At 52.7% G+C, this 19,863-nt stretch carries 16 protein-coding genes; 14 read left to right on the top strand and 2 right to left on the bottom strand.

Annotation, left to right across the window (positions count from 1 at the left end):
- Positions 1-15: 15 nt before the first annotated feature.
- Positions 16-330 (bottom strand): YtpI family protein, encoded by a 315-nt coding sequence (locus ACZ2GZ_RS05460; protein ID WP_235045157.1) that lies wholly within the window; start codon positions 328-330, stop codon positions 16-18.
- Between the two features lie 77 nt (positions 331-407).
- Between ACZ2GZ_RS05460 and ACZ2GZ_RS05465 the strand changes: the two genes are divergently transcribed.
- A complete protein-coding gene (locus tag ACZ2GZ_RS05465) occupies positions 408-1,373 on the top strand; it encodes a DHH family phosphoesterase (RefSeq protein ID WP_214714571.1) in 966 nt (321 codons plus the stop codon).
- 18 nt (positions 1,374-1,391) lie between these two features.
- Here ACZ2GZ_RS05465 and ACZ2GZ_RS05470 read toward each other — a convergent pair whose 3' ends face one another.
- Positions 1,392-1,583: a YtzJ family protein gene (locus ACZ2GZ_RS05470; RefSeq protein ID WP_021065615.1), complete on the bottom strand. Its 192-nt coding sequence runs from the start codon at positions 1,581-1,583 to the stop codon at positions 1,392-1,394.
- 102 nt (positions 1,584-1,685) lie between these two features.
- Between ACZ2GZ_RS05470 and dnaE the strand changes: the two genes are divergently transcribed.
- From dnaE to polA, 13 genes are all read left to right on the top strand, one after another.
- The gene (dnaE, locus tag ACZ2GZ_RS05475) at positions 1,686-4,856 is read left to right on the top strand and encodes a DNA polymerase III subunit alpha (protein ID WP_353048044.1); all 3,171 of its coding nucleotides are present in this window, start codon (positions 1,686-1,688) and stop codon (positions 4,854-4,856) included.
- Between the two features lie 74 nt (positions 4,857-4,930).
- Positions 4,931-5,485 (top strand): FadR/GntR family transcriptional regulator, encoded by a 555-nt coding sequence (locus ACZ2GZ_RS05480; RefSeq protein WP_214802781.1) that lies wholly within the window; start codon positions 4,931-4,933, stop codon positions 5,483-5,485.
- A gap of 14 nt (positions 5,486-5,499) precedes the next feature.
- The gene (gene accD, locus ACZ2GZ_RS05485; protein ID WP_029595180.1) at positions 5,500-6,354 is read left to right on the top strand and encodes an acetyl-CoA carboxylase, carboxyltransferase subunit beta; all 855 of its coding nucleotides are present in this window, start codon (positions 5,500-5,502) and stop codon (positions 6,352-6,354) included.
- Complete coding sequence (locus tag ACZ2GZ_RS05490; protein WP_021065619.1) at positions 6,347-7,282, top strand: acetyl-CoA carboxylase carboxyltransferase subunit alpha; 936 nt, start codon at positions 6,347-6,349, stop codon at positions 7,280-7,282. The genes accD and ACZ2GZ_RS05490 overlap by 8 nt, the downstream gene beginning before the upstream one ends.
- 160 nt (positions 7,283-7,442) lie before the next feature.
- Positions 7,443-8,411, top strand: coding sequence for a 6-phosphofructokinase (pfkA, locus tag ACZ2GZ_RS05495; protein WP_029595181.1), 969 nt, complete (start codon positions 7,443-7,445; stop codon positions 8,409-8,411).
- A 95-nt stretch (positions 8,412-8,506) separates the two neighbouring features.
- Complete coding sequence (gene pyk / locus ACZ2GZ_RS05500) at positions 8,507-10,249, top strand: pyruvate kinase (protein WP_021065621.1); 1,743 nt, start codon at positions 8,507-8,509, stop codon at positions 10,247-10,249.
- A 67-nt stretch (positions 10,250-10,316) separates the two neighbouring features.
- On the top strand, positions 10,317-10,781 hold the full coding sequence (locus ACZ2GZ_RS05505; RefSeq protein ID WP_021065622.1) for a DUF441 domain-containing protein: 465 nt from the start codon (positions 10,317-10,319) through the stop codon (positions 10,779-10,781).
- 183 nt (positions 10,782-10,964) lie between these two features.
- Positions 10,965-12,077: a citrate synthase gene (gene citZ / locus ACZ2GZ_RS05510; RefSeq protein ID WP_021065623.1), complete on the top strand. Its 1,113-nt coding sequence runs from the start codon at positions 10,965-10,967 to the stop codon at positions 12,075-12,077.
- 118 nt (positions 12,078-12,195) lie between these two features.
- Entirely contained in the window at positions 12,196-13,464 is a 1,269-nt protein-coding gene (icd, locus tag ACZ2GZ_RS05515) for an NADP-dependent isocitrate dehydrogenase (protein WP_029595182.1), read from the top strand.
- A 30-nt stretch (positions 13,465-13,494) separates the two neighbouring features.
- Positions 13,495-14,430 (top strand): malate dehydrogenase, encoded by a 936-nt coding sequence (gene mdh, locus ACZ2GZ_RS05520; protein ID WP_214714576.1) that lies wholly within the window; start codon positions 13,495-13,497, stop codon positions 14,428-14,430.
- Positions 14,431-14,615: 185 nt separating this feature from the next.
- Positions 14,616-15,320 carry a response regulator transcription factor gene (locus ACZ2GZ_RS05525; protein ID WP_214714578.1) on the top strand — a complete coding sequence of 235 codons (705 nt, stop codon included), beginning with the start codon at positions 14,616-14,618 and terminating at the stop codon, positions 15,318-15,320.
- A complete protein-coding gene (gene pnpS / locus ACZ2GZ_RS05530) occupies positions 15,317-17,044 on the top strand; it encodes a two-component system histidine kinase PnpS (RefSeq protein ID WP_021065627.1) in 1,728 nt (575 codons plus the stop codon). Before ACZ2GZ_RS05525 ends, pnpS begins: the two co-directional genes overlap by 4 nt.
- 207 nt (positions 17,045-17,251) lie before the next feature.
- The gene (polA, locus tag ACZ2GZ_RS05535; RefSeq protein WP_214714581.1) at positions 17,252-19,849 is read left to right on the top strand and encodes a DNA polymerase I; all 2,598 of its coding nucleotides are present in this window, start codon (positions 17,252-17,254) and stop codon (positions 19,847-19,849) included.
- The last annotated feature ends 14 nt before the right edge of the window (positions 19,850-19,863 follow it).

Genomic DNA, 19,863 nt, shown 5'->3' on the forward strand with positions numbered 1-19,863 from the left:
TCGTTTCTATTTCTCTTATGATTGGTTGATTGGCTCTTCGCTAGCGAGCGGATAGATTTTACGATAGCGAATGAACCCGACGATGGCGTTGCCGACACCCAAGACGAGCATAGCGATGCTGACGATCCAACCGATCGTCGAGCCGAGTCCGAGTCCGCCAACCATTTGGTTGACGGCGAAGAGTGCGAGAAACATGCTCAGCCAGATGAGCGCTTGCGTGTTGAACAGTGCTTTCCGGTACGGTGTCTTCGTCAAATAAGCGCGTCGTTTGGAAACGAAGTAGGCGCCTAACGAAAACAGAATGAGTCCGATCATAACTAATTGACCCAAGTGAAGAAACCCCTTTCAGACGTGTAATCTGTTATCATCATACCATAGAATAGTGTTCAAGAAAGCGAGGAATGGCAATGGCACATTGGCCAGAGGCAGCAACGATATTGAAATTGATTGAAGCGGCGGACACGATTATGATTCATCGACACGTCCGTCCCGACCCTGACGCGCTCGGGAGTCAGCTCGGATTAAAGCGGATTCTTGAAGTCGCCTATCCGGAAAAGCAGGTCTATGTCGTCGGCGGCATCGTCCGTGATTTAGAGTTTTTAGGTAAGATGGAGCATGTCGAACCGGAGATGTATCAAGAGGCGCTCGTCATCGTGCTCGATACGGCTAACCATGAACGAATCGATGGGCCGCACGCCTTGACCGGCAAAACGGTCGTCAAGATTGATCACCACCCTGACGAAGATGCGTATGCGACCCATCAAATCGTCGACACGACGGTCAGTTCCACCTCAGAGATGATTGCTGAACTTGCAGGGATTTGGGGGCTTGAACTTGACGAGGCGTCCGCATTCTTGTTGTTCGCCGGAATCGTCGGCGACACGGGACGGTTCCAGTTTCGCAACGCGACGCCACGTACGTTCGAAGTCGCGGCCGAACTGATTAACCATGGTATCGATACGAACCGGTTGTATCGTCAAATGTATAAGACGAATTTGGCGACGTTGCAACTCCAAGGCTATGTCTTACAAAACGTCAATGTGACCGACGCGGGTGTCGGCTACGTCAAAATCGATGCAGACGTCTTGCGCACGTTCCATGCGACACCGGAAGCGGCGTCGCTGCTCGTCAACAGTTTCTCTGGCCTTGAAGGGCTGAAGTGTTGGGTCATGTTCGTCGAGAACAAGGACGAGATTCGTGTCCGGATCCGTTCGAAAGGACCGGTCATCAATGAAGTGGCGAAACGCTATCGCGGCGGTGGTCATCCGATGGCCGCCGGTGCCACGATCGATAAATGGGAAGAGATGGACGAGGTGATCATGGCGCTCGATGAAGTCGCGGCCCCGTTCACGTTCGAAACAGAAGAGAGCTGACCCGTTGGTCAGCTCTCTTCAGCGTTTATCCTCTTCTTGTGGAATGAACCACGTACCACGGTCGGTCACATCCTCGACGACATCGAGTTGATACTCGGTGATATAACGACGGAGTCGTTCGATAATCTCCGGACTATCGGCGAAGACGGTCTGGCCGTTCTGTAAATTCTCTAGCTTGTCACGTGCGATTTTACCCCGATTAATAATCATACGGTTTATACCCCCTTTTAGGAGAAGTTTTGTCTATAATTATTGTATCAGACAAGTGCCAAAATGAGTTTGACAATTGTGAAAAAAGAAAGGGGGACTCTTGTGATCCACTTAAATGTACGATCGGCTTATAGCTTGATGCAAAGTACGATTCGGCTCGAACAGTATGTCGCCCAGATGGCCGAACGGGGGAGTCGAGCAGTCGCTTTGGCCGACGATGCGTTATACGGCTTGCCGCAATTCGTCCGGTTATGTGAACGCTATGCGGTTAAACCCGTTATTGGATTACGGACGACGCTGCGAATGGATGGATTCGACGTCTCCGTTCTCGTCTATGCGTTGACCGATGAACAAGTGCCCGAACTGTATCGCATCGTCCAGGCCGATGGCTTGACCGAAGCGACCGAACTGGCGGTGCTCATCTTACCGGAGAACTGGAAAGCGAACGACCCGGTTCACCGTCGCCGTCTCTATAACCATTTGCTCGGTTATGTGAATGAAGACAGACTGTGGCTCGGGTTGCCGGCGCCGCAGTCGACGGAACAGACGCTGATGCTCCGGCAATTACGCGAGATGCGTGACGAACTGGGGACACGACTCGTACCGGCCCCGGACACGTGTTACATGAGACCGGAGGATTTCGAGGCGTATCGCGCCATCGTCGCCATCGGTGAAGGCGAGCTCATCTCACAAGAAGATGTGCATCGGAAAGGAAAGTACGTAAGACTGCCGAGCGAAATGAACGATTGGTTCGACCCGATCGAGCTTGAGGCGTTGGACGAGTTCGAATCCCTCATCTCGGTCACACGCTTGCCGGAGGCGACCTCGTCGATTCCAGAGATTGAACATGCGATCGACCGACTGAAGCGTCTCGTCGCCGAACGATTAAAGGCGCTCGACTTGTTCCAAGAGGAATATATCGAACGAGCCCGCTATGAACTCGACGTCATTGCGCGGACCGGTTTCGCCTCGTATTTCCTCATCGTCGAGGACATCGTCCGCTACGCTAGGGAGCAAGGCATTGAAGTCGGTCCGGGGCGTGGGTCCGCGGCCGGATCACTCGTCAGTTTCGCGCTTCACATCACCGAGGTCGACCCGGTCCGGTTCGAGCTGTTATTCGAACGCTTTTTGAACCCGGAACGAATCACGATGCCGGATATCGATTTAGACTTCGAAGACGAGCGGCGCGACGAGGTCGTCCGCTATGTCCTCGATAAATACGGGGCCAACCACGCCGCCCAAATCGGGACGCTCGCGACGTTCGGCGCGAAAGCGGCGCTACGTGATGTCGCGCGGGCGCTCGGGCTGACGCTTGAAGAAGGACAGGCGGCCAGCAAACAAGTGAAAGACGACGGGTTGGCCGGGATTTTGGCCAATCCGACGAAGATGAAATGGTTCGCCGGCAGTCAGAAGCGGTCGCAACTGTTACACATCGCCGCCCAGCTCGAAGGATTGCCCCGTCAAGCCTCGATCCACGCGGCCGGACTCGTACTCAGTCGTGACGCGCTTGATGACGTCACCCCGTTACAGCCGACAGCAGGGGAGCAAGTGACCCAATATAATATGAAGGATCTCGAAGCGCTCGGCCTGTTGAAAATCGATTTGCTCGGCCTGCGCAACTTGACGAGACTCCGTCAGATGGAGACGCTCATTCGCGAGACGGATGAACTGTTCTCGCTGAAGACGATTCCATTGAATGACGCAAAGACGTTGCGGGTGCTCGCTCGCGGTGACACGGACGGGATTTTTCAGTTCGAATCGGAAGGGATGAAACAAGCGCTCCGGCAAGTGAAGCCGACCACGTTCGAGGATATCGTCGTCACGATGTCGCTCTATCGTCCAGGTCCGATGCAGTTTATCGATACGTATGCGAAGCGAAAGCATGGCATGCCGCATCAGCCGGTCCACCCGGTCGTCGGTGAGATTATGCGTACGACGAACGGCGTGCTCGTCTATCAGGAGCAAGTCATGCGCCTCCTGCGAGAACTTGCCGGCTACTCGTATGCCGAGGCCGATTTGATTCGCCGTGCCATCGCCAAGAAAGATGTAGCGGCCATCGACGTCGAGAAGAGTCGATTCTTGGAACGTTCGTCGGAGCTGTTCGACAGCGACTCGATGCGACAAGTATTCTCGTGGATTGAGAAGTTCGCGGGCTACGGTTTCAACCGTTCGCACGCGGTGGCCTACAGTTTAATCAGTTATCGCTTGGCTTTCGTGAAGGCGCACTTCGAGCGGATTTTTTATCTCGTTACGTACGACAAGACGAACCAACTCGTTCGCATGCTGCGAAAAGGGAAAATTCCCGTCTATCCGCCGGACGTCCTTCATGGCCAAGCCGGGGCCTTTTTAGAAGGGCCAGGGGTCCGTCTCGGGTTGAAGGCGGTCCAAGGCTTGACGAAACGCGACGTCGAACGGTTGATTGAACACCATTCCGAATTCACCGACGTAAAACGTCTGCTCGAACTGATGGAGTGGGGCTCGAAAGACCAGCCGAAGTTGCGGCGCCTGCTCGGAGCCGGTGCCCTCGACCGGATGTATCACGGCGATCGCCACCGTGCGTTCGAGGCCGTTGAACGGCTTCGCGAGGAGACAGAGACGCATCTGCTCCCAGATGAGCTGTCCGCACTCGGTTTGAAGCGCTCGGCACCAATCGAGCCGAATTGGTCCGAAGAAGAACGGGAAGCACTCGGGACGTGGATCGTCCACTCGCCGTTGACGACGGTCGCCCCGCTCTCGATTGAGACGGTGACGATCGATGAAGTGTTGAACGGCGAACGGGGATTCATCGTCGTCTATGTCGATGCGATTCGTACGTTCAAGACGAAAAAGAATGAAGAGATGGGTGTTGTCATGGTCGATGACGGCGTCTCGCAAGACGAGGTCGTGATTTTTCCACGCGTGTTCACCCAATTCTCTCGTTCACTTTACGTCGGGAACGTCCTCTTGCTCGAGGTACATCCGAATGAACGGGACGGGCGTCGCCAACTCGTCGTCGAACGCGTCCGGCCTCTCCACGGCCAAGCGTTGTTTGTCCGATTGCGTCTGGAGTCGTTCGCCGACCTTGAAGAACTATTGCGAACAGCGCCAGGGGATGTCCCTGTCATTTGCCGATTCTCTGATTCGAAAGAAGTGAAACAACTCGCCTCGACATATGCCGTCAATCCGACAGAAGCATTGTTGCAAGGATTGAGGCAGCGGTTCGGCGATACGGATGTCGTGTTGAAACGGGTCGACTCGAAATTGCCCGGCACGGGAACTAGTACCAAGTCATAAAAAGTGGTATAATCTGTTTAATTGGTCTGACCACTTTAGAGATAATGCCATCCAAAAGGGAGTTGAACGGTCAGATGCATGGAAAACACGCATCCTCATTTCACGAAAACATTTCTAAAATCAGAACGTTAATCGTCCAGGCCGCACTCGAGCCGGGCGACCGTCTCCCATCAGAACGGGAACTCGCTGAAACGCTGTCCATCAGCCGTGCGTCAGTCCGTGAAGCATTACGGGCTCTCAGCTTCCTTGGGATTGTTGAGACGAAACACGGCGGCGGCACGTTTTTGTGCGAACAGGATCGGCACCGTTACATTGAAATCTTGTCAGAGTTCATCGTCACGAAACAGACGAAGGTGTCGGACATCGTCGATATGTTGCGTTTGCTTGAGCGCTTGGCGTTGACGGAGGTCGAACCGACCCCGGAACGCATCGCGTTGCTCGAGTCGAGCGTTGAGACGGACCGCGCCTTCAGGCAAAACCTCATCTTCGGATTAAAGAATGAACTGTTCATTCGAATCTGGAGCGAAGTGAACCGGTTTTATGACGGCACGGACGCAGGCGACCTATATACGGAAGACGAACGTAGACGATTGTTGGAGATGTGGCGTGGGGCGGGGATGCCGGAATGAACGAGGGGGAAGCGATGACTGCTTTTTTCAAGAAACCTAAACGATATATGCCATTGCGTCAACGAGAACCAAAGATTGATGCACCACAAGGCTTGATGACGAAATGTCCATCTTGTAAATATATGCATTACACGAAACAGTTAAACGAGAATCATAAAGTGTGTGATTGCGGCTACCATTTCCCGCTCAGTGCAGATGAGCGGATTCACATGTTGGTCGATGGTCAGTCGTTTGAAAAATTTGCGGGACCGCTCGTCAAAGAGAACCCGCTTGATTTTCCAGATTATGAAGATAAATTGAAAAAAGACAGGGAACGAACTGGGATTGAGGAAGCGATTGTTTGCGGTCGTGCCACAATCGATGGGCTCCCGGTCGTCGTCTGCGTCATGGATGCCCGTTTCCGTATGGGGTCGATGGGCGCCTACGTCGGAGAAGCGATCGCCTCGGCGGTCCGGACCGCGACGAAAGACGGATTGCCGGTCGTCTTGTTCACGGCCTCGGGCGGTGCCCGCATGCAAGAAGGCATGGTCAGCTTGATGCAGATGGCCAATACGTCAATCGCCTTGAAAGAACATGACGAGGCGGGTCTTCTGTATGTCGCCTACTTGACGCATCCGACAACAGGTGGCGTGTCGGCGAGTTTCGCGATGCTTGGTGATGTGAACGTCGCCGAACCTGGAGCGTTGATCGGCTTTGCCGGTCGTCGCATCATCGAACAGACGATTCGTGAAAAATTGCCAGACAACTTCCAAACTGCCGAGTTTCTATTAGAAGCGGGTCAATTGGACGCCGTCGTTCATCGTGAACAGATGCGTTCGTTCTTGAAGAAGATGATCGTGTTACACGGCGGGGAGGTCCATCATGTTTGATCCAATCAAAGAAGTAAATGAACAGCTCGGGAAGTTGCGTGAGACGGCGGAGACGAAAGGAATCGATTTATCCCGTGAAATCCGTCACCTTGAAGCGAAGCTTCATCGATTAGAAAAAGACATTTATGGGAATATGAAACCGTGGGATCGCGTGCAGCTGGCGCGAAATCCGAAACGCCCGACGACGCTCGATTATATAGATCGCCTGTTCCCGGATTTCATCGAATTGCACGGTGACCGTCACGGCTATGATGACGCTGCGATTGTAGCGGGATTGGCCACACTCGACGGCGTCCCGGTGACGATTATCGGTCATCAACGTGGGCGGAACACGAAAGAGAACATGAAACGCAACTTCGGGATGCCACATCCAGAAGGCTATCGCAAAGCGCTTCGTTTCATGAAGCAAGCAGAGAAGTTCAATCGTCCGGTCATCACGTTCATCGATACAAAAGGCGCCTACCCTGGGAAAGCGGCCGAAGAGCGTGGACAAAGCGAAGCGATTGCCCGCAACTTGTTTGAAATGGCGACGTTGAAAGTTCCGATTATCTCGATTGTCATCGGGGAAGGCGGATCGGGCGGTGCGCTCGGGATTGGTGTTTGCGACCGGTTGCTCATGCTTGAAAACAGCACGTACTCGGTCATTTCACCAGAAGGCGCGGCTGCCCTGCTTTGGAAAGACGCGAAGCTTGCGGAACGCGCTGCGGAAACGATGAAGATTACGGCACAAGATTTGTTGAATTTAGGGATTGTCGATGAAGTCGTCACCGAGGTGTTTGGTGGGGCCCATATCGATGTGTCATTACAGTCATCACTCTTAAAGCCTGTATTAGCACAACACATGACTGAGTTGCGAGGACGGACTCAAAACGAGTTGTTGCAAGGGCGCGCTGCCAAATATCATGAAATTGGCACAATTGGCTCGTGAAAACGTTAACAATCGCTTTGCGTTCACGTTAAATCACTCACGAGTTGACTGCTTTCGAGCATACCCCATGCTTTTTTTTCACATACTTGTGTTGTAAAACAAAGGTCAGACATGGTATTTTATTTTCAGATTTCGTTAAAACACATAAGAGGTGAGTGACGTGAATTTAAAACGTATTGCGGTATTGACAAGTGGGGGAGACGCCCCCGGAATGAACGCTGCAGTCCGTGCCGTGACCCGAAAAGCGATTTTCGAAGGTCTAGAAGTGTACGGTGTGTATAACGGCTATCAAGGTCTAATCGAAGGAGATCTCGTTGAATTGAACCTCGGTTCTGTCGGTGACATCATCCAGCGTGGAGGAACATTCTTACGTTCTGCCCGTTGCCCTGAGTTTAGAACGGAAGAGGGCCGTGCCAAAGCGGTCGAGCAGTTGAAGAAATTCAATATCGACGCGCTTGTAGTCATCGGGGGCGACGGTTCTTACCGTGGCGCCCAGAAGTTGACGGAACTTGGATTCCCGACAATCGGGCTTCCAGGAACGATCGACAACGATATCCCAGGAACGGATGCAACAATCGGGTTCGATACGGCGCTCAATACGGCGCTTGACGCGATTGATAAAATCCGTGACACGGCGTCGTCGCATGAGCGGACGTACGTCATCGAAGTAATGGGTCGTGATGCAGGTGACATCGCACTTTATGCCGGTCTTGCCGGTGGTGCCGAGTCAATCCTCGTCCCAGAACGTCCAGAAGATTTGAGTGCCATCGTCGACCGCATCAACCATGGTGTGGCGCGCGGTAAGAAACATTCGATCGTCGTTGTCGCCGAAGGCGCAGGCAGTGCCGAAGAAATCGGAAAAATGATCGCTGAGAAGACAAACTCAGAGACGCGTGTAACGATTCTTGGACATATCCAACGCGGCGGTTCCCCGACTGCTGCTGACCGTGTGCTTGCGAGCCGCATGGGTGCGTATGCCGTTGAGATTTTACTCGAAGGCAAAGCCGGACGTGTTGTCGGTATCCGCGGCGGTAAGATGATGGATCTTGATATCGATGAAGCGCTCGACCATAACAAACATTCGATTGATATGCAGTTGATTGATCTTTCGAACCAACTTTCGATTTAACGAGTAGTAGTGAACTCCACAGAGACGGGATCAGGTCGGTCGACCCCCCGTTTTCTGTGTGTAAATGTAATACATCCCCTAGGAGGTTTTTATTTATGCGTAGAACGAAAATTGTATGTACGATTGGACCAGCTTCAGAGAAACGTCTTCCAGAAATGATTGAAGCCGGAATGAACGTCGCTCGTCTCAACTTCTCACACGGTGACTATGAAGAGCACGGCGCACGTATCCGTGACATTCGCGAAGCATCAAAAGCTGCCGGTAAAGTCGTGACGGTACTTCTTGACACGAAAGGTCCTGAAATTCGTACACATACGTTTGAAGAAGGAAAAGCACTCCTCGAAAAAGGCAAAGAAGTCATCATCGTCTCGACAGAAGAAATCGTCGGAACGAAAGATCGTTTCTCAGTCACGTACGAAGGCTTGTACGAAGACGTTGAAGTCGGTTCACGCATCATGCTCGACGACGGACTCATTGGTCTCCTTGTCGTTGAGAAACTCCCGAACCGTGACCTTCGCTGCGTCATCGAAAACGAAGGCGTCATCAAGACGAAGAAAGGTGTCAACTTGCCTAACGTCAAAGTGAACCTTCCTGCCCTTACAGACAAAGACATCGCCGACATCGAGTTCGGTATTTCTCAAGACATCGATGTCATCGCGGCATCGTTCGTACGCCGTGCGTCTGACGTCGTTGAGATTCGTCAACTTCTCGAGCGCAACAACGCGTCACACATCAAAATCTATCCAAAAATCGAAAACCAAGAAGGTGTCGACAACATCGACGAAATCTTGGCGATTTCTGACGGTTTGATGGTCGCTCGTGGTGACCTCGGAATCGAGATCCCAACAGAAGAAGTCACACCAGTTCAAAAAGAATTGATCAAGAAGTGTAACGACCTCGGGAAACCGGTCATCACGGCTACACAAATGCTTGATTCAATGCAACGCAACCCGCGTCCAACACGTGCGGAAGCATCTGACGTTGCCAACGCCATCCTCGATGGTACGGACGCAGTCATGCTTTCAGGTGAGACGGCAGCAGGGGACTACCCAATCGAGTCAGTTCAAATGCAAGCAGCAATCGCTGTTCGTACTGAGCAAATGCTCGACTACAAAAACTTGCTCAAAGATCGTCAGAAGCGCAGTGAGCACACGGTAACGGATGCGATCTCACAAGCGGTTGCCCACACGGCAATCAACTTGAACGCGAAAGCGATCTTGACACCGACACAATCAGGTTACACGGCTGCTCGTACAGCGAAGTATCGTCCAGAGGCGAACATCATCGCGGTCACAGAGTCAGAGCGTGTGGCACGTCAATTGAACCTCGTTTGGGGCGTGTACCCAATCGTGGCTGACACGATGCCAAACAACACGGATGAGATGTTGGTACAAGCTTCAGAAGCAGCTCGTCACGCTGGATTCGTTACAGACGGTGACCTCGTCGTCATCTCGGCTGGTATCCCGGCTGCGACTGCTGGTACGACAAACATGATGAAAGTTCATATCGTCGGTCACGCCCTCGCAAACGGACGTGGGATCGGTGAGCGTGGTCTCGTCGGTGAAGTCGTCGTTGCGAACAATGCAGACGAAGCGAATGCGAAAGCGAAAGAGGGCATGATCCTCGTCGCACCATTCACAGATAAAGAAATGATGCCAGCGATTGAAAAAGCGGCTGGAATCATCACAGAAGACGGTGGATTGACGAGCCATGCCGGTATCGTTGGACCATCACTCCGCAAGCCGGTTATCGTCGGTGTCGAATCAGCGACATCAACGTTCCGCGACGGACAGATGATTTCAATCGACCCACTTACTGGTAAAATCTACAACGCGTAATCGAATGCCAATCGAACCGACCTTTTCATGAGGTCGGTTCTTTTTCCATTCAGAAAGAGAGTGTGTGATGAGTGCCTATTTATTCTTGCTGTTGCTCGTATTGATTGGGGTTATCTCCCATAACCAGTCGGTCATCATCGCCAGCAGCGTCCTCTTGATTATTAAAGCGGTCGGATTCGGCGACCAATTGTTCCCGACGCTCGCCTCAAAAGGCATCCATTGGGGGGTAACGATTATTACAATTGCCGTCCTCGTGCCGATTGCGACCGGCGACATCGGATTCCGGGAATTGTGGAATAGTATTAAAGGTCCAGTCGGCATCATCGCGTTCGCCTCTGGAATCTTCGTCGCGCTTGCCGCCGGCCAAGGGGTCCAACTGATGCGGGTCGACCCCGTCGTCACGACGGCATTGCTCGCTGGGACCATCCTGGCCGTCGGTTTCATGAAAGGCGTGCCGGTCGGACCGCTCGTCGGAGCCGGCATCGCCGCCTTGATTTTAGGTGGATTTAGCCTGTTACAAAAATGGTTCTGACATTTTTTGACGGCTGGATACGCTTACATTTCTTTTTTTCAGTAAATTGTTTATACTAGATAAAGGACAGGGTGGAGCGAGCTCGAAACGGATTGGGGAGAGTCTTCGACTCCTCGCCCTTATTCCCTACACACAGACTGTATATGCGGTCGATCACTTTTAAAGACTGAGGGGGAGTTATTGATGTCAACGACAAAAGGTTTAGAAGGAATTGTGGCAGCGGCCTCAAAAGTCAGTTCGATTATCGACGGACAATTGACTTACGGAGGATACACGATTGACGATTTGGCAGACCACGCCACATTCGAAGAGGTTGTTTTCCTATTATGGAACGACCGCCTTCCGAAAGAAGATGAATTAACTGAGCTCTCAGCAGCGCTCGTGAAAGAAGCCAAATTGCCAGAAGACGTCATCGCGACGCTCGAACGGGCACCGAAATCGGCCAATGCGATGGCGACGATTCGGACTGCACTTTCACAGCTCGCGCTTTATGATGAAGAGTCTGAAGATATGAGTCCGGAAGCGAACATGCGCAAAGCGATTCGTCTCCAAGCGCAAATCGCCACGATTGTGACGGCATTCGCTCGTCTTCGTAAAGGCGAACAACCGGTTGCACCAAAACAGGGCTTGTCTTATGCGGGCAACTTCTTGTACATGTTGAATGGAGAAGAGCCGAGCGAGGTCGCCGAGAAGACGATTGACAAGGCACTCATCCTTCACGCCGACCATGAATTGAACGCTTCGACGTTCACGGCCCGCGTCTGCGTTGCCACATTGTCGGATATTTATTCTGGTGTGACGGCGGCGATGGGCGCCCTTAAAGGCCCGCTCCACGGTGGTGCGAACGAGGCGGTCATGAAGATGCTTCATGAAATCGGATCGGTCGACAAAGTCGAAGACTACGTCCGCGGCAAGTTCGAACGCCGTGAGAAGATCATGGGCTTCGGTCACCGTGTCTATAAGGACGGCGACCCACGCGCGAAACACTTGAAAGAGATGAGCCGCCAATTGACGGCCCAAATCGGCGAACCGGAATGGTACGAGATGTCTGAGAAAATCGATCATCTCGTCGAGACGGAAAAAGGCTTGAAACCGAACGTCGATTTCTATTCGGCGTCAACATATTACGCGCTCGGCCTCGACGAAGAGTTGTTCACGCCGATCTTTGCTGTCTCACGCATGTCGGGCTGGATTGCCCACATCCTCGAGCAGTACGCGGACAACCGTTTGATCCGTCCTCGCGCTGAATACATCGGCGAGACGAACCGGTCATACGTCCCGGTGAACGAGCGTTAATTGACGCCGAACGAGAAGTTCGAGTCACAATTTAGACATAAACTTTGGTAAACTAACAATTGACGTAGGTCGGCGCTCGCGTCGGCCTACATAAATGTACTTAGGGGGATTCATTATGTTGACACAAAACGAAAAGATTACAGTTGAGAACGGTGTATTAAACGTACCAAACGTACCGACGATTCCATTTATCATCGGCGACGGCACAGGACCTGATATTTGGAACGCTTCAGTGCGCGTCTTCGATGCGGCTGTCGAAAAAGCATATGGCGGCGAGAAGAAAATCGAATGGATGGAAGTGTACGCTGGGGAGAAGGCCTACAACCAAAAAGGCGAATGGCTTCCAAACGAGACACTCGATCAAATCCGTGAATATTTGATTGCCATCAAAGGTCCATTGACGACACCGGTCGGCGGCGGAATCCGTTCACTCAACGTAGCACTCCGTCAAGAACTTGACTTGTACACGTGCTTGCGCCCGGTCCGTTACTTCACAGGCGTCCCTTCACCGGTCAAACGCCCAGAGGATACAGACATGGTCATCTTCCGTGAGAACACAGAAGATATCTACGCAGGAATCGAATACGCGTCAGGTAGCGACGAAGTGAAGAAGTTGATCTCATTCTTGAAAGAAGAGATGAACGTCAACAAAATCCGTTTCCCAGAAACGTCTGGAATCGGAATCAAGCCAATCTCGTCTGAAGGAACAAAACGTCTTGTTCGTGCGGCGCTCGAGTACGCCATCGCGAACAACCGTAAATCGCTCACGCTCGTTCATAAAGGAAACATCATGAAGTTCACAGAAGGCGCCTTCAAAAACTGGGGCTATGAGCTTGCAGAAGAAGAGTACGGCGACAAAGTCTTCACATGGGCGCAGTATGACCGTATCAAAGAAGAATCAGGCGAAGCGGCTGCGAATGAAGCGCAATCGAAAGCAGAAGCAGAAGGCAAAATCATCGTAAAAGATTCAATCGCTGATATCTTCTTGCAACAGATTTTGACACGTCCGCGTGAGTTCGATGTCGTGGCAACGATGAACTTGAACGGTGACTACATCTCGGATGCGCTCGCTGCCCAAGTCGGCGGAATCGGGATCGCCCCTGGAGCGAACATCAACTACGTGACGGGCCATGCTATCTTCGAAGCGACACACGGTACGGCACCGAAGTATGCCGGCCTCGACAAGGTCAACCCGTCATCGGTCATCTTGTCTGGTGAAATGATGCTTCGTCATATGAACTGGAACGAAGCGGCTGACCTCATCATCAACTCGATGGAGAAGACGATCGCCTCGAAAGTCGTCACATACGATTTCGCTCGTCTCATGGACGGCGCGACAGAAGTGAAGTGTTCAGAGTTTGCGGATGAATTAATTAAAAACATGTAAGACATCAGCTAAACCAAGGGGGAGAGCACAATGATTCGTCGCAATAAAATCTCGGTTATCGGTAGCGGATTCACGGGGGCCACGACGGCACTGTATTTGGCTCAAAAAGAACTCGGTAACGTCGTCTTGCTCGATATCAAAGAAAGCGAGAACCCGACGAAAGGAAAAGCGCTCGATATGCAAGAGACGGCGCCGATTCAAGGGTTTGACTCGTGGATTACAGGGACGTCGGACTATGCCGAAACGGCGGACTCGGATATCGTCGTCATCACAGCGGGAATCGCGCGCAAGCCAGGCATGAGCCGGGACGACCTCGTCTCGACGAACGCCAAAGTGATGCGGGCGGTCACGAAAGAAGTGGCCCGTTACTCGCCGGACGCGATTATCATCGTCTTGACGAACCCGGTCGACGCGATGACGTATGCCGCCTTCAAAGAGTCGGGCTTCCCGAAAGAGCGTGTTATTGGTCAATCCGGTGTGCTTGATACGGCCCGGTTCCGGACGTTCGTCGCTGCGGAGTTGAATATATCCGTGAAGGACGTTTCTGGATTCGTGCTCGGCGGGCACGGGGATGACATGGTCCCGCTCATCCGCTACTCGTATGCGGGGGGAATCCCGCTCGAGAAACTGTTGCCGACCGACCGCATCGAAGCAATCGTCAATCGGACCCGTAAAGGCGGCGGTGAGATCGTCCAACTGCTCGGGAACGGATCGGCCTACTATGCGCCGGCTGCGGCCATCGTCGAGATGGTCGAAGCGATTCTCAAAGATCAACGGCGTATTTTACCGGCCATCGCGTATCTCGACGGCGAATACGGTTTCCACGACTTGTATCTCGGTGTTCCGACGATTCTTGGTGCGAACGGGATCGAACGTGTGCTCGAACTTGAATTGACGGAAGCCGAAACGGCGGCGCTACAGCGTTCAGCCGACTCGGTCCGCTCCGTCCTGAACGTCCTCAACTGAGGGCTTACCTCGTCTGCCATGGCAGACGAGGTTTTTTGTATGCGTGGCGCATGCTACACTGAAAGCAGAACGTGGATTTGTTTTGTTTTTGTAAAGATTTGCTTTGAGGTTGGTCGTAGGTGGCATTGATTTGTAAAATAGGTAGTGTACATGACTGAACAGATAGATTAGAGGAGGAACTAAGCGTGGCTGATAAAGTAATTGTTGTCGATGACGAGGTGTCGATTGCGACGTTATTAAAGTTTAATTTAGAACAAGCCGGGTTCGAAGTCGAGACGGCGCACGATGGAAAGACCGGACTTGAACTGGCCGAGAAACAAGATGCCGTCTTGATTGTCCTCGACTTGATGTTGCCTGAGATGGACGGTCTTGAGGTTTGTAAACGGCTCCGCCAACAAAAAGTGAACACACCGATTCTCATGTTGACGGCGAAAGATGATGAGTTCGATAAAGTGCTCGGCCTCGAACTCGGTGCCGATGACTATTTGACGAAACCGTTCAGCCCACGAGAAGTCGTGGCCCGGGTCAAAGCCATCCTGCGCCGTTCGGCCCCACAAGAAGCGCCGGCGACGGACACGGACGTCATTGAGATTGGTGACGTGAAAATCATCGCGTCGAACTATGAAGTGTTCAAGAACGGCGAACGGCTCGAGTTGACACCGAAAGAGTTCGAACTGTTGGCCTACTTAGCCAAGAACAAAGGACGCGTCTTGACGCGCGACCAGCTCTTGTCGGCGATATGGAATTACGACTTCGTCGGAGATACGCGCATCGTGGACGTCCACATCAGCCACCTCCGGGAGAAGATTGAACCGGTGACAAAAAAACCGACCTATATCAAGACGATTCGCGGCCTCGGCTATAAGATGGAAGAGCCGATGGCCGAATGAAGACGTACCGCTCGCGGTTTTTGACGACGCTCATCCTGCTCGTGACGGGCGTCTTATTAACCCTCGGAATCGTGCTCGGTCAATTATTCAAAGATTTCTATTTGGATTCTGAACGCGACCGCTTGAAAGAAGACGCTGAGTTGGCGGCGCTCTATTTAGACGGAGGCGACCTTGCGGACATCCAAGACTACGTCGGTCAAATCGATGATGAGAGCAGTTTCGATATCTTGCTCCTCAATCGTCGGATGGAAGTCATCGCCGGGACACCGTTTCGGGTCGGTTCTTTTGATTTCCGGATGGATGCCTCGTCGATCCCGGAAGGCGGGACGTTCGGTAACGAGACACGCGAGGACTTGATTCAGTTCACAAAGCCGATCGAACTGTCATCCGGGGACACGGTGTACTTGAGTTTTATCCGCTACGTCTCCGATTTGGAAGGGGTGTATGACCGGATTTGGCTGACCATCGCGCTAGCCTTGATTTTCTCGTTCTTCTTAATTCTTTTCGTGTTACACAACCTGACGAACCAGTTCATCCGACCGATCGACGAGGCGACCATCGTCTTGCGGGAACTGGCGGACGGGAACTATCGGGCCCGCGTCTACGAGTTGCGAAACGATGAGGAGACGGGTAGCCTGGCCGGGTCGATTAACGTGCTCGCCCGTAACTTGGAGACGATCTCACTCGGGGAATCGGTTCAACGGGCAAGGCTTGAGTCGCTCATCGAGTATATGGGGGCAGGGTTACTTTTGGTCGACGAACGTGGCATCGTGACGCTCGTCAACCGCTCGTATCGCGACATGTTCCAATATGATGAGTTGATGATCGGTCAGTTTTATCATGGAATTTTGCCGAGCCCGGACGTTGAGACGCTGATTGAAGACGTCTATTTGACAGAGGAGCCGCATCGCCGACAACTATCGATTCGGTCCGGTTTCAACCAAAAGACGTATATGGTATCGGCCGCACCGATTTTCAGTGATACAGGCATGTTGCGCGGGACGACGCTTCTCTTTAACGACATCAGCGAGTTGAAGCGACTTGAGAAGATGCGCAAGGATTTCGTCGCGAACGTCAGTCATGAACTGAAGACGCCGCTCACGTCGATTCGTGGTTTCAGCGAGACGCTGCTCGACGGGGCGAAAGAAGTGCCGGAACTACGCGATCAATTCTTGGATATCATTCAAAAGGAAGCGACGCGCATGCAGATGCTCGTCGAGGACTTGCTCGAACTGTCGCGGCTCGAACGGGAAGACTTCCATTTGGAGTTCACCCCGGTCCAACTCAATCAGCTCGTCGAGGAAGTCTGTCTCGTGCTCAGTCAAAAAGCGGAACAGAAATCGATTCACTTGGAGTCGCGTCATGATGGGGAAGTCGTCTTGCAGGCGGACATGAACCGAATCAAACAAGTCATCTTGAATCTCGTCGCCAATGCGATCAACTACTCGCCGGAAGGTAGCCAGGTCGAGATTGCGGTCGAGAAGAGACCGGACGGCTCTTATTTGATCGTCAAAGACAACGGCATCGGCATCGCGCCGAAAGAAGTGGGCCGAATCTTTGAACGGTTCTACCGGGTCGATAAGGCGCGGAGCCGAAACTCCGGCGGGACGGGTCTTGGTCTTGCCATCGTTAAGCATATCGTCGATCTCCATCACGCGACGATTCAAGTCGATAGCGTCGAAGGCGAAGGAACGACGTTCACCATCAAATTCCCGAGTGCTTAACAAGGAATTCATGGTGAATTCATACCGGCTTTACAAAGCGATGCTACTCTATGGATGAGACCTCTTCATCATCTCGTGTCCCGATTGGTGCTCATCTCCACTCGATCGGGAAGATCGACCCTTTTCTAGTACCTAGAAAAGGGTCTTTTTTTTCGAACGCATGTACCCGTATGATATGATGGAACCAGATAGAATGGAGGTTGTCCAATGAATAAACTACTACTCCTTGACGGAAACTCACTCACGTATCGTGCCTTTTTCGCGTTGCCTCCGATGACGGATGCGAGCGGTCGAAACACGAACGCCGTGTACGGGTTCACGATGATGTTATTGAAGCTGATGGAAGACGAACAGCCGACACATTTCGCGGTCGCGTTCGATGCGTCGAAAAAGACGTTCCGCCACGACACGTATGCCGACTATAAAGGTGGACGGCAAAAGACACCGGGTGAGCTCCGCGAGCAATTCCCGATCGTCCGTGAGATTTGCGAGGCGTTCGGTATCAAAGTGCTTGAGCTCGACCAGTACGAGGCCGATGACATCATCGGGACGCTTTCAAAAAATACCGCGTTCGACCAAGTGACGGTCGTCACGGGTGATAAGGATTTACTGCAGTTGATTGACGACCGTGTCACCGTCTATTTGACAAAGCGCGGCATCACTGACGTCGAGACGATGGACGCAGCGGCGTTCCACGAGCGGTATGAGGGACTGAGTCCACTTCAAATGATTGATTTGAAAGGTCTGATGGGCGATAAATCCGATAACATCCCGGGCATCCCCGGTGTCGGTGAGAAGACGGCCCTCAAATTGCTCACAGCTTACGGTTCTGTGGAAGGCCTATATGAACATACGCATGAACTGAAAGGGAAACAAAAAGAGAAGGTCGAGGCGAACGAGCGGGAAGCGCTCATGTCGAAACAATTGGCGACGATTTATACCGACGTGCCGATTGACGTCACCATGGACGAGCTCACGTTCCATCCGTATGACGCTGGAAAAGTGAAGCCGTTGTTCATGAGCCTGCAGTTCAAGTCGCTTCTCGGGAAACTGAGTCTCGACGCGTCGAGCGAGGAAGCCGTGGAAGTACGTGATGTGAACCATATCGGGATTGACGAGCAAGATTTGACAGAAGCGGTCCTCTTCCTCGAGCAACTTCGCGACGATTATTTCGAAGAATCGGTCATTGGCGTGGCCATCGCTTCAAAAGCCGGGGTGACCGTCGGTGACGTGTCGCTCTTAGACGTGCCGGCTGTCCGCGAATGGCTGGCGGATGAAAACCGGGCCACGATTTGTCTCGATGCGAAACAGACGATCATTCAATTGAAACGCCACGGCGTGTCGCTCCGAGGCTACGAGGACTTGCTCGTCGCTGGCTATTTGCTCAACTTGTCGGGCGGGACGACGCTCGACTCGATTGCCGCTCATTTCGAATACGCGTTGCCGGAAGATGAGGCCGTGTATGGAAAAGGGGCAAAACTGCACGTGCCGGAACAAGACGTCCTCGAGCAACACCTCGGGGAGAAGGCGATGGCCATTTTGACGTTGTTCGTGAACGTCAGTAACGAGCTCGTCCAAAACGAACAGACATCGCTGTATGAAGATTTGGAACGGCCGCTCGCCTCGGTGCTCGCTGAGATGGAGTGGGCCGGGATTCACGTCGACGTGGCGACATTGAAGGTGATGGAAGACGATCTCCGCGAACGCTTGCTTCAACTCGAGACCGAAATTCACAGCCTCGCTGGCGAAGCGTTCAATATCAATTCACCGAAGCAACTCGGCGTCATCCTATTCGAGAAGTTGGCGTTGCCGCCGGTTAAGAAGACGAAGACGGGATACTCGACGGCGGCGGACGTGCTGGAAAAACTCGCACCGCTTCACCCGATCGTCGAACATATCATGCATTACCGTGAACTCGGAAAGTTGCAGTCGACGTACGTCGAAGGGCTACAAAAAGTCATCAAGGACGACGGGAAAATCCATACCCGTTACACGCAGACGTTGACGCAGACGGGACGGTTATCTTCGGTCAACCCGAACTTGCAAAATATCCCGATTCGCTTGGAAGAAGGACGTCGCATTCGTAAAGCGTTCACAGCGAGCGAGGCAGACTGGGTACTCTATGCGGTCGACTACTCGCAAATCGAGCTCCGCATCATGGCCCACATGTCACAAGATGAGAAAATGCTCGAGGCGTTCCTGCATGACGAGGATATTCATACGTCGACGGCAGCCAACGTGTTCCGGGTCGCCAAAGAAGAAGTGACGTCGCTCATGCGTCGTCAAGCGAAAGCGGTCAACTTCGGGATTATCTACGGCATCAGTGATTATGGGCTGTCGCAAAACCTCGGTATCAGCCGAAAAGAAGCGCAGGCGTTCATCGATACGTACTTCGAGCAATTCCCAGGAGTGAAACGGTTCATGGATGCCGCCATCGAACGGGCCCGGGAACACGGCTACGTCGAGACGATGTTGAAACGCCGCCGCAATATCCCGGACATCCATTCCCGCAACTTCAACTTGCGCGGTTTCGCCGAACGGACGGCCATCAATACGCCGATTCAAGGGACGGCAGCCGATATTATCAAGAAAGCGATGATTGACGTCGACGTGGCGCTCCGAGAGTCGGGACTTAAGTCGAAACTATTGCTTCAAGTCCACGATGAACTCATCTTCGAAGGGCCGAAAGAAGAGACGGAAGCGCTCGAAAAAATCGTCAAACAAGCGATGGAGCACACAATCACATTGGACGTCCCGCTCCGCGCGGACGGTTCGTTCGGTGAGACGTGGTTCGACACGAAATAAGATCGAGAAAGGAA

Source organism: Exiguobacterium sp. KKT215 (assembly GCF_055635335.1).

Bases quoted from the DNA above. Each gene is read 5' to 3' on its own strand.
- ACZ2GZ_RS05465 (WP_214714571.1), top strand. From the start codon at position 408: ATGGCACATTGGCCAGAGGCAGCAACGATATTGAAATTGATTGAAGCG.
- ACZ2GZ_RS05470 (WP_021065615.1), bottom strand. From the start codon at position 1,583: ATGATTATTAATCGGGGTAAAATCGCACGTGACAAGCTAGAGAATTTA.
- ACZ2GZ_RS05480 (WP_214802781.1), top strand. From the start codon at position 4,931: ATGCATGGAAAACACGCATCCTCATTTCACGAAAACATTTCTAAAATC.
- accD (WP_029595180.1), top strand. From the start codon at position 5,500: ATGACTGCTTTTTTCAAGAAACCTAAACGATATATGCCATTGCGTCAA.
- ACZ2GZ_RS05490 (WP_021065619.1), top strand. From the start codon at position 6,347: ATGTTTGATCCAATCAAAGAAGTAAATGAACAGCTCGGGAAGTTGCGT.
- pyk (WP_021065621.1), top strand. From the start codon at position 8,507: ATGCGTAGAACGAAAATTGTATGTACGATTGGACCAGCTTCAGAGAAA.
- ACZ2GZ_RS05505 (WP_021065622.1), top strand. From the start codon at position 10,317: ATGAGTGCCTATTTATTCTTGCTGTTGCTCGTATTGATTGGGGTTATC.
- citZ (WP_021065623.1), top strand. From the start codon at position 10,965: ATGTCAACGACAAAAGGTTTAGAAGGAATTGTGGCAGCGGCCTCAAAA.
- mdh (WP_214714576.1), top strand. From the start codon at position 13,495: ATGATTCGTCGCAATAAAATCTCGGTTATCGGTAGCGGATTCACGGGG.
- pnpS (WP_021065627.1), top strand. From the start codon at position 15,317: ATGAAGACGTACCGCTCGCGGTTTTTGACGACGCTCATCCTGCTCGTG.
- polA (WP_214714581.1), top strand. From the start codon at position 17,252: ATGAATAAACTACTACTCCTTGACGGAAACTCACTCACGTATCGTGCC.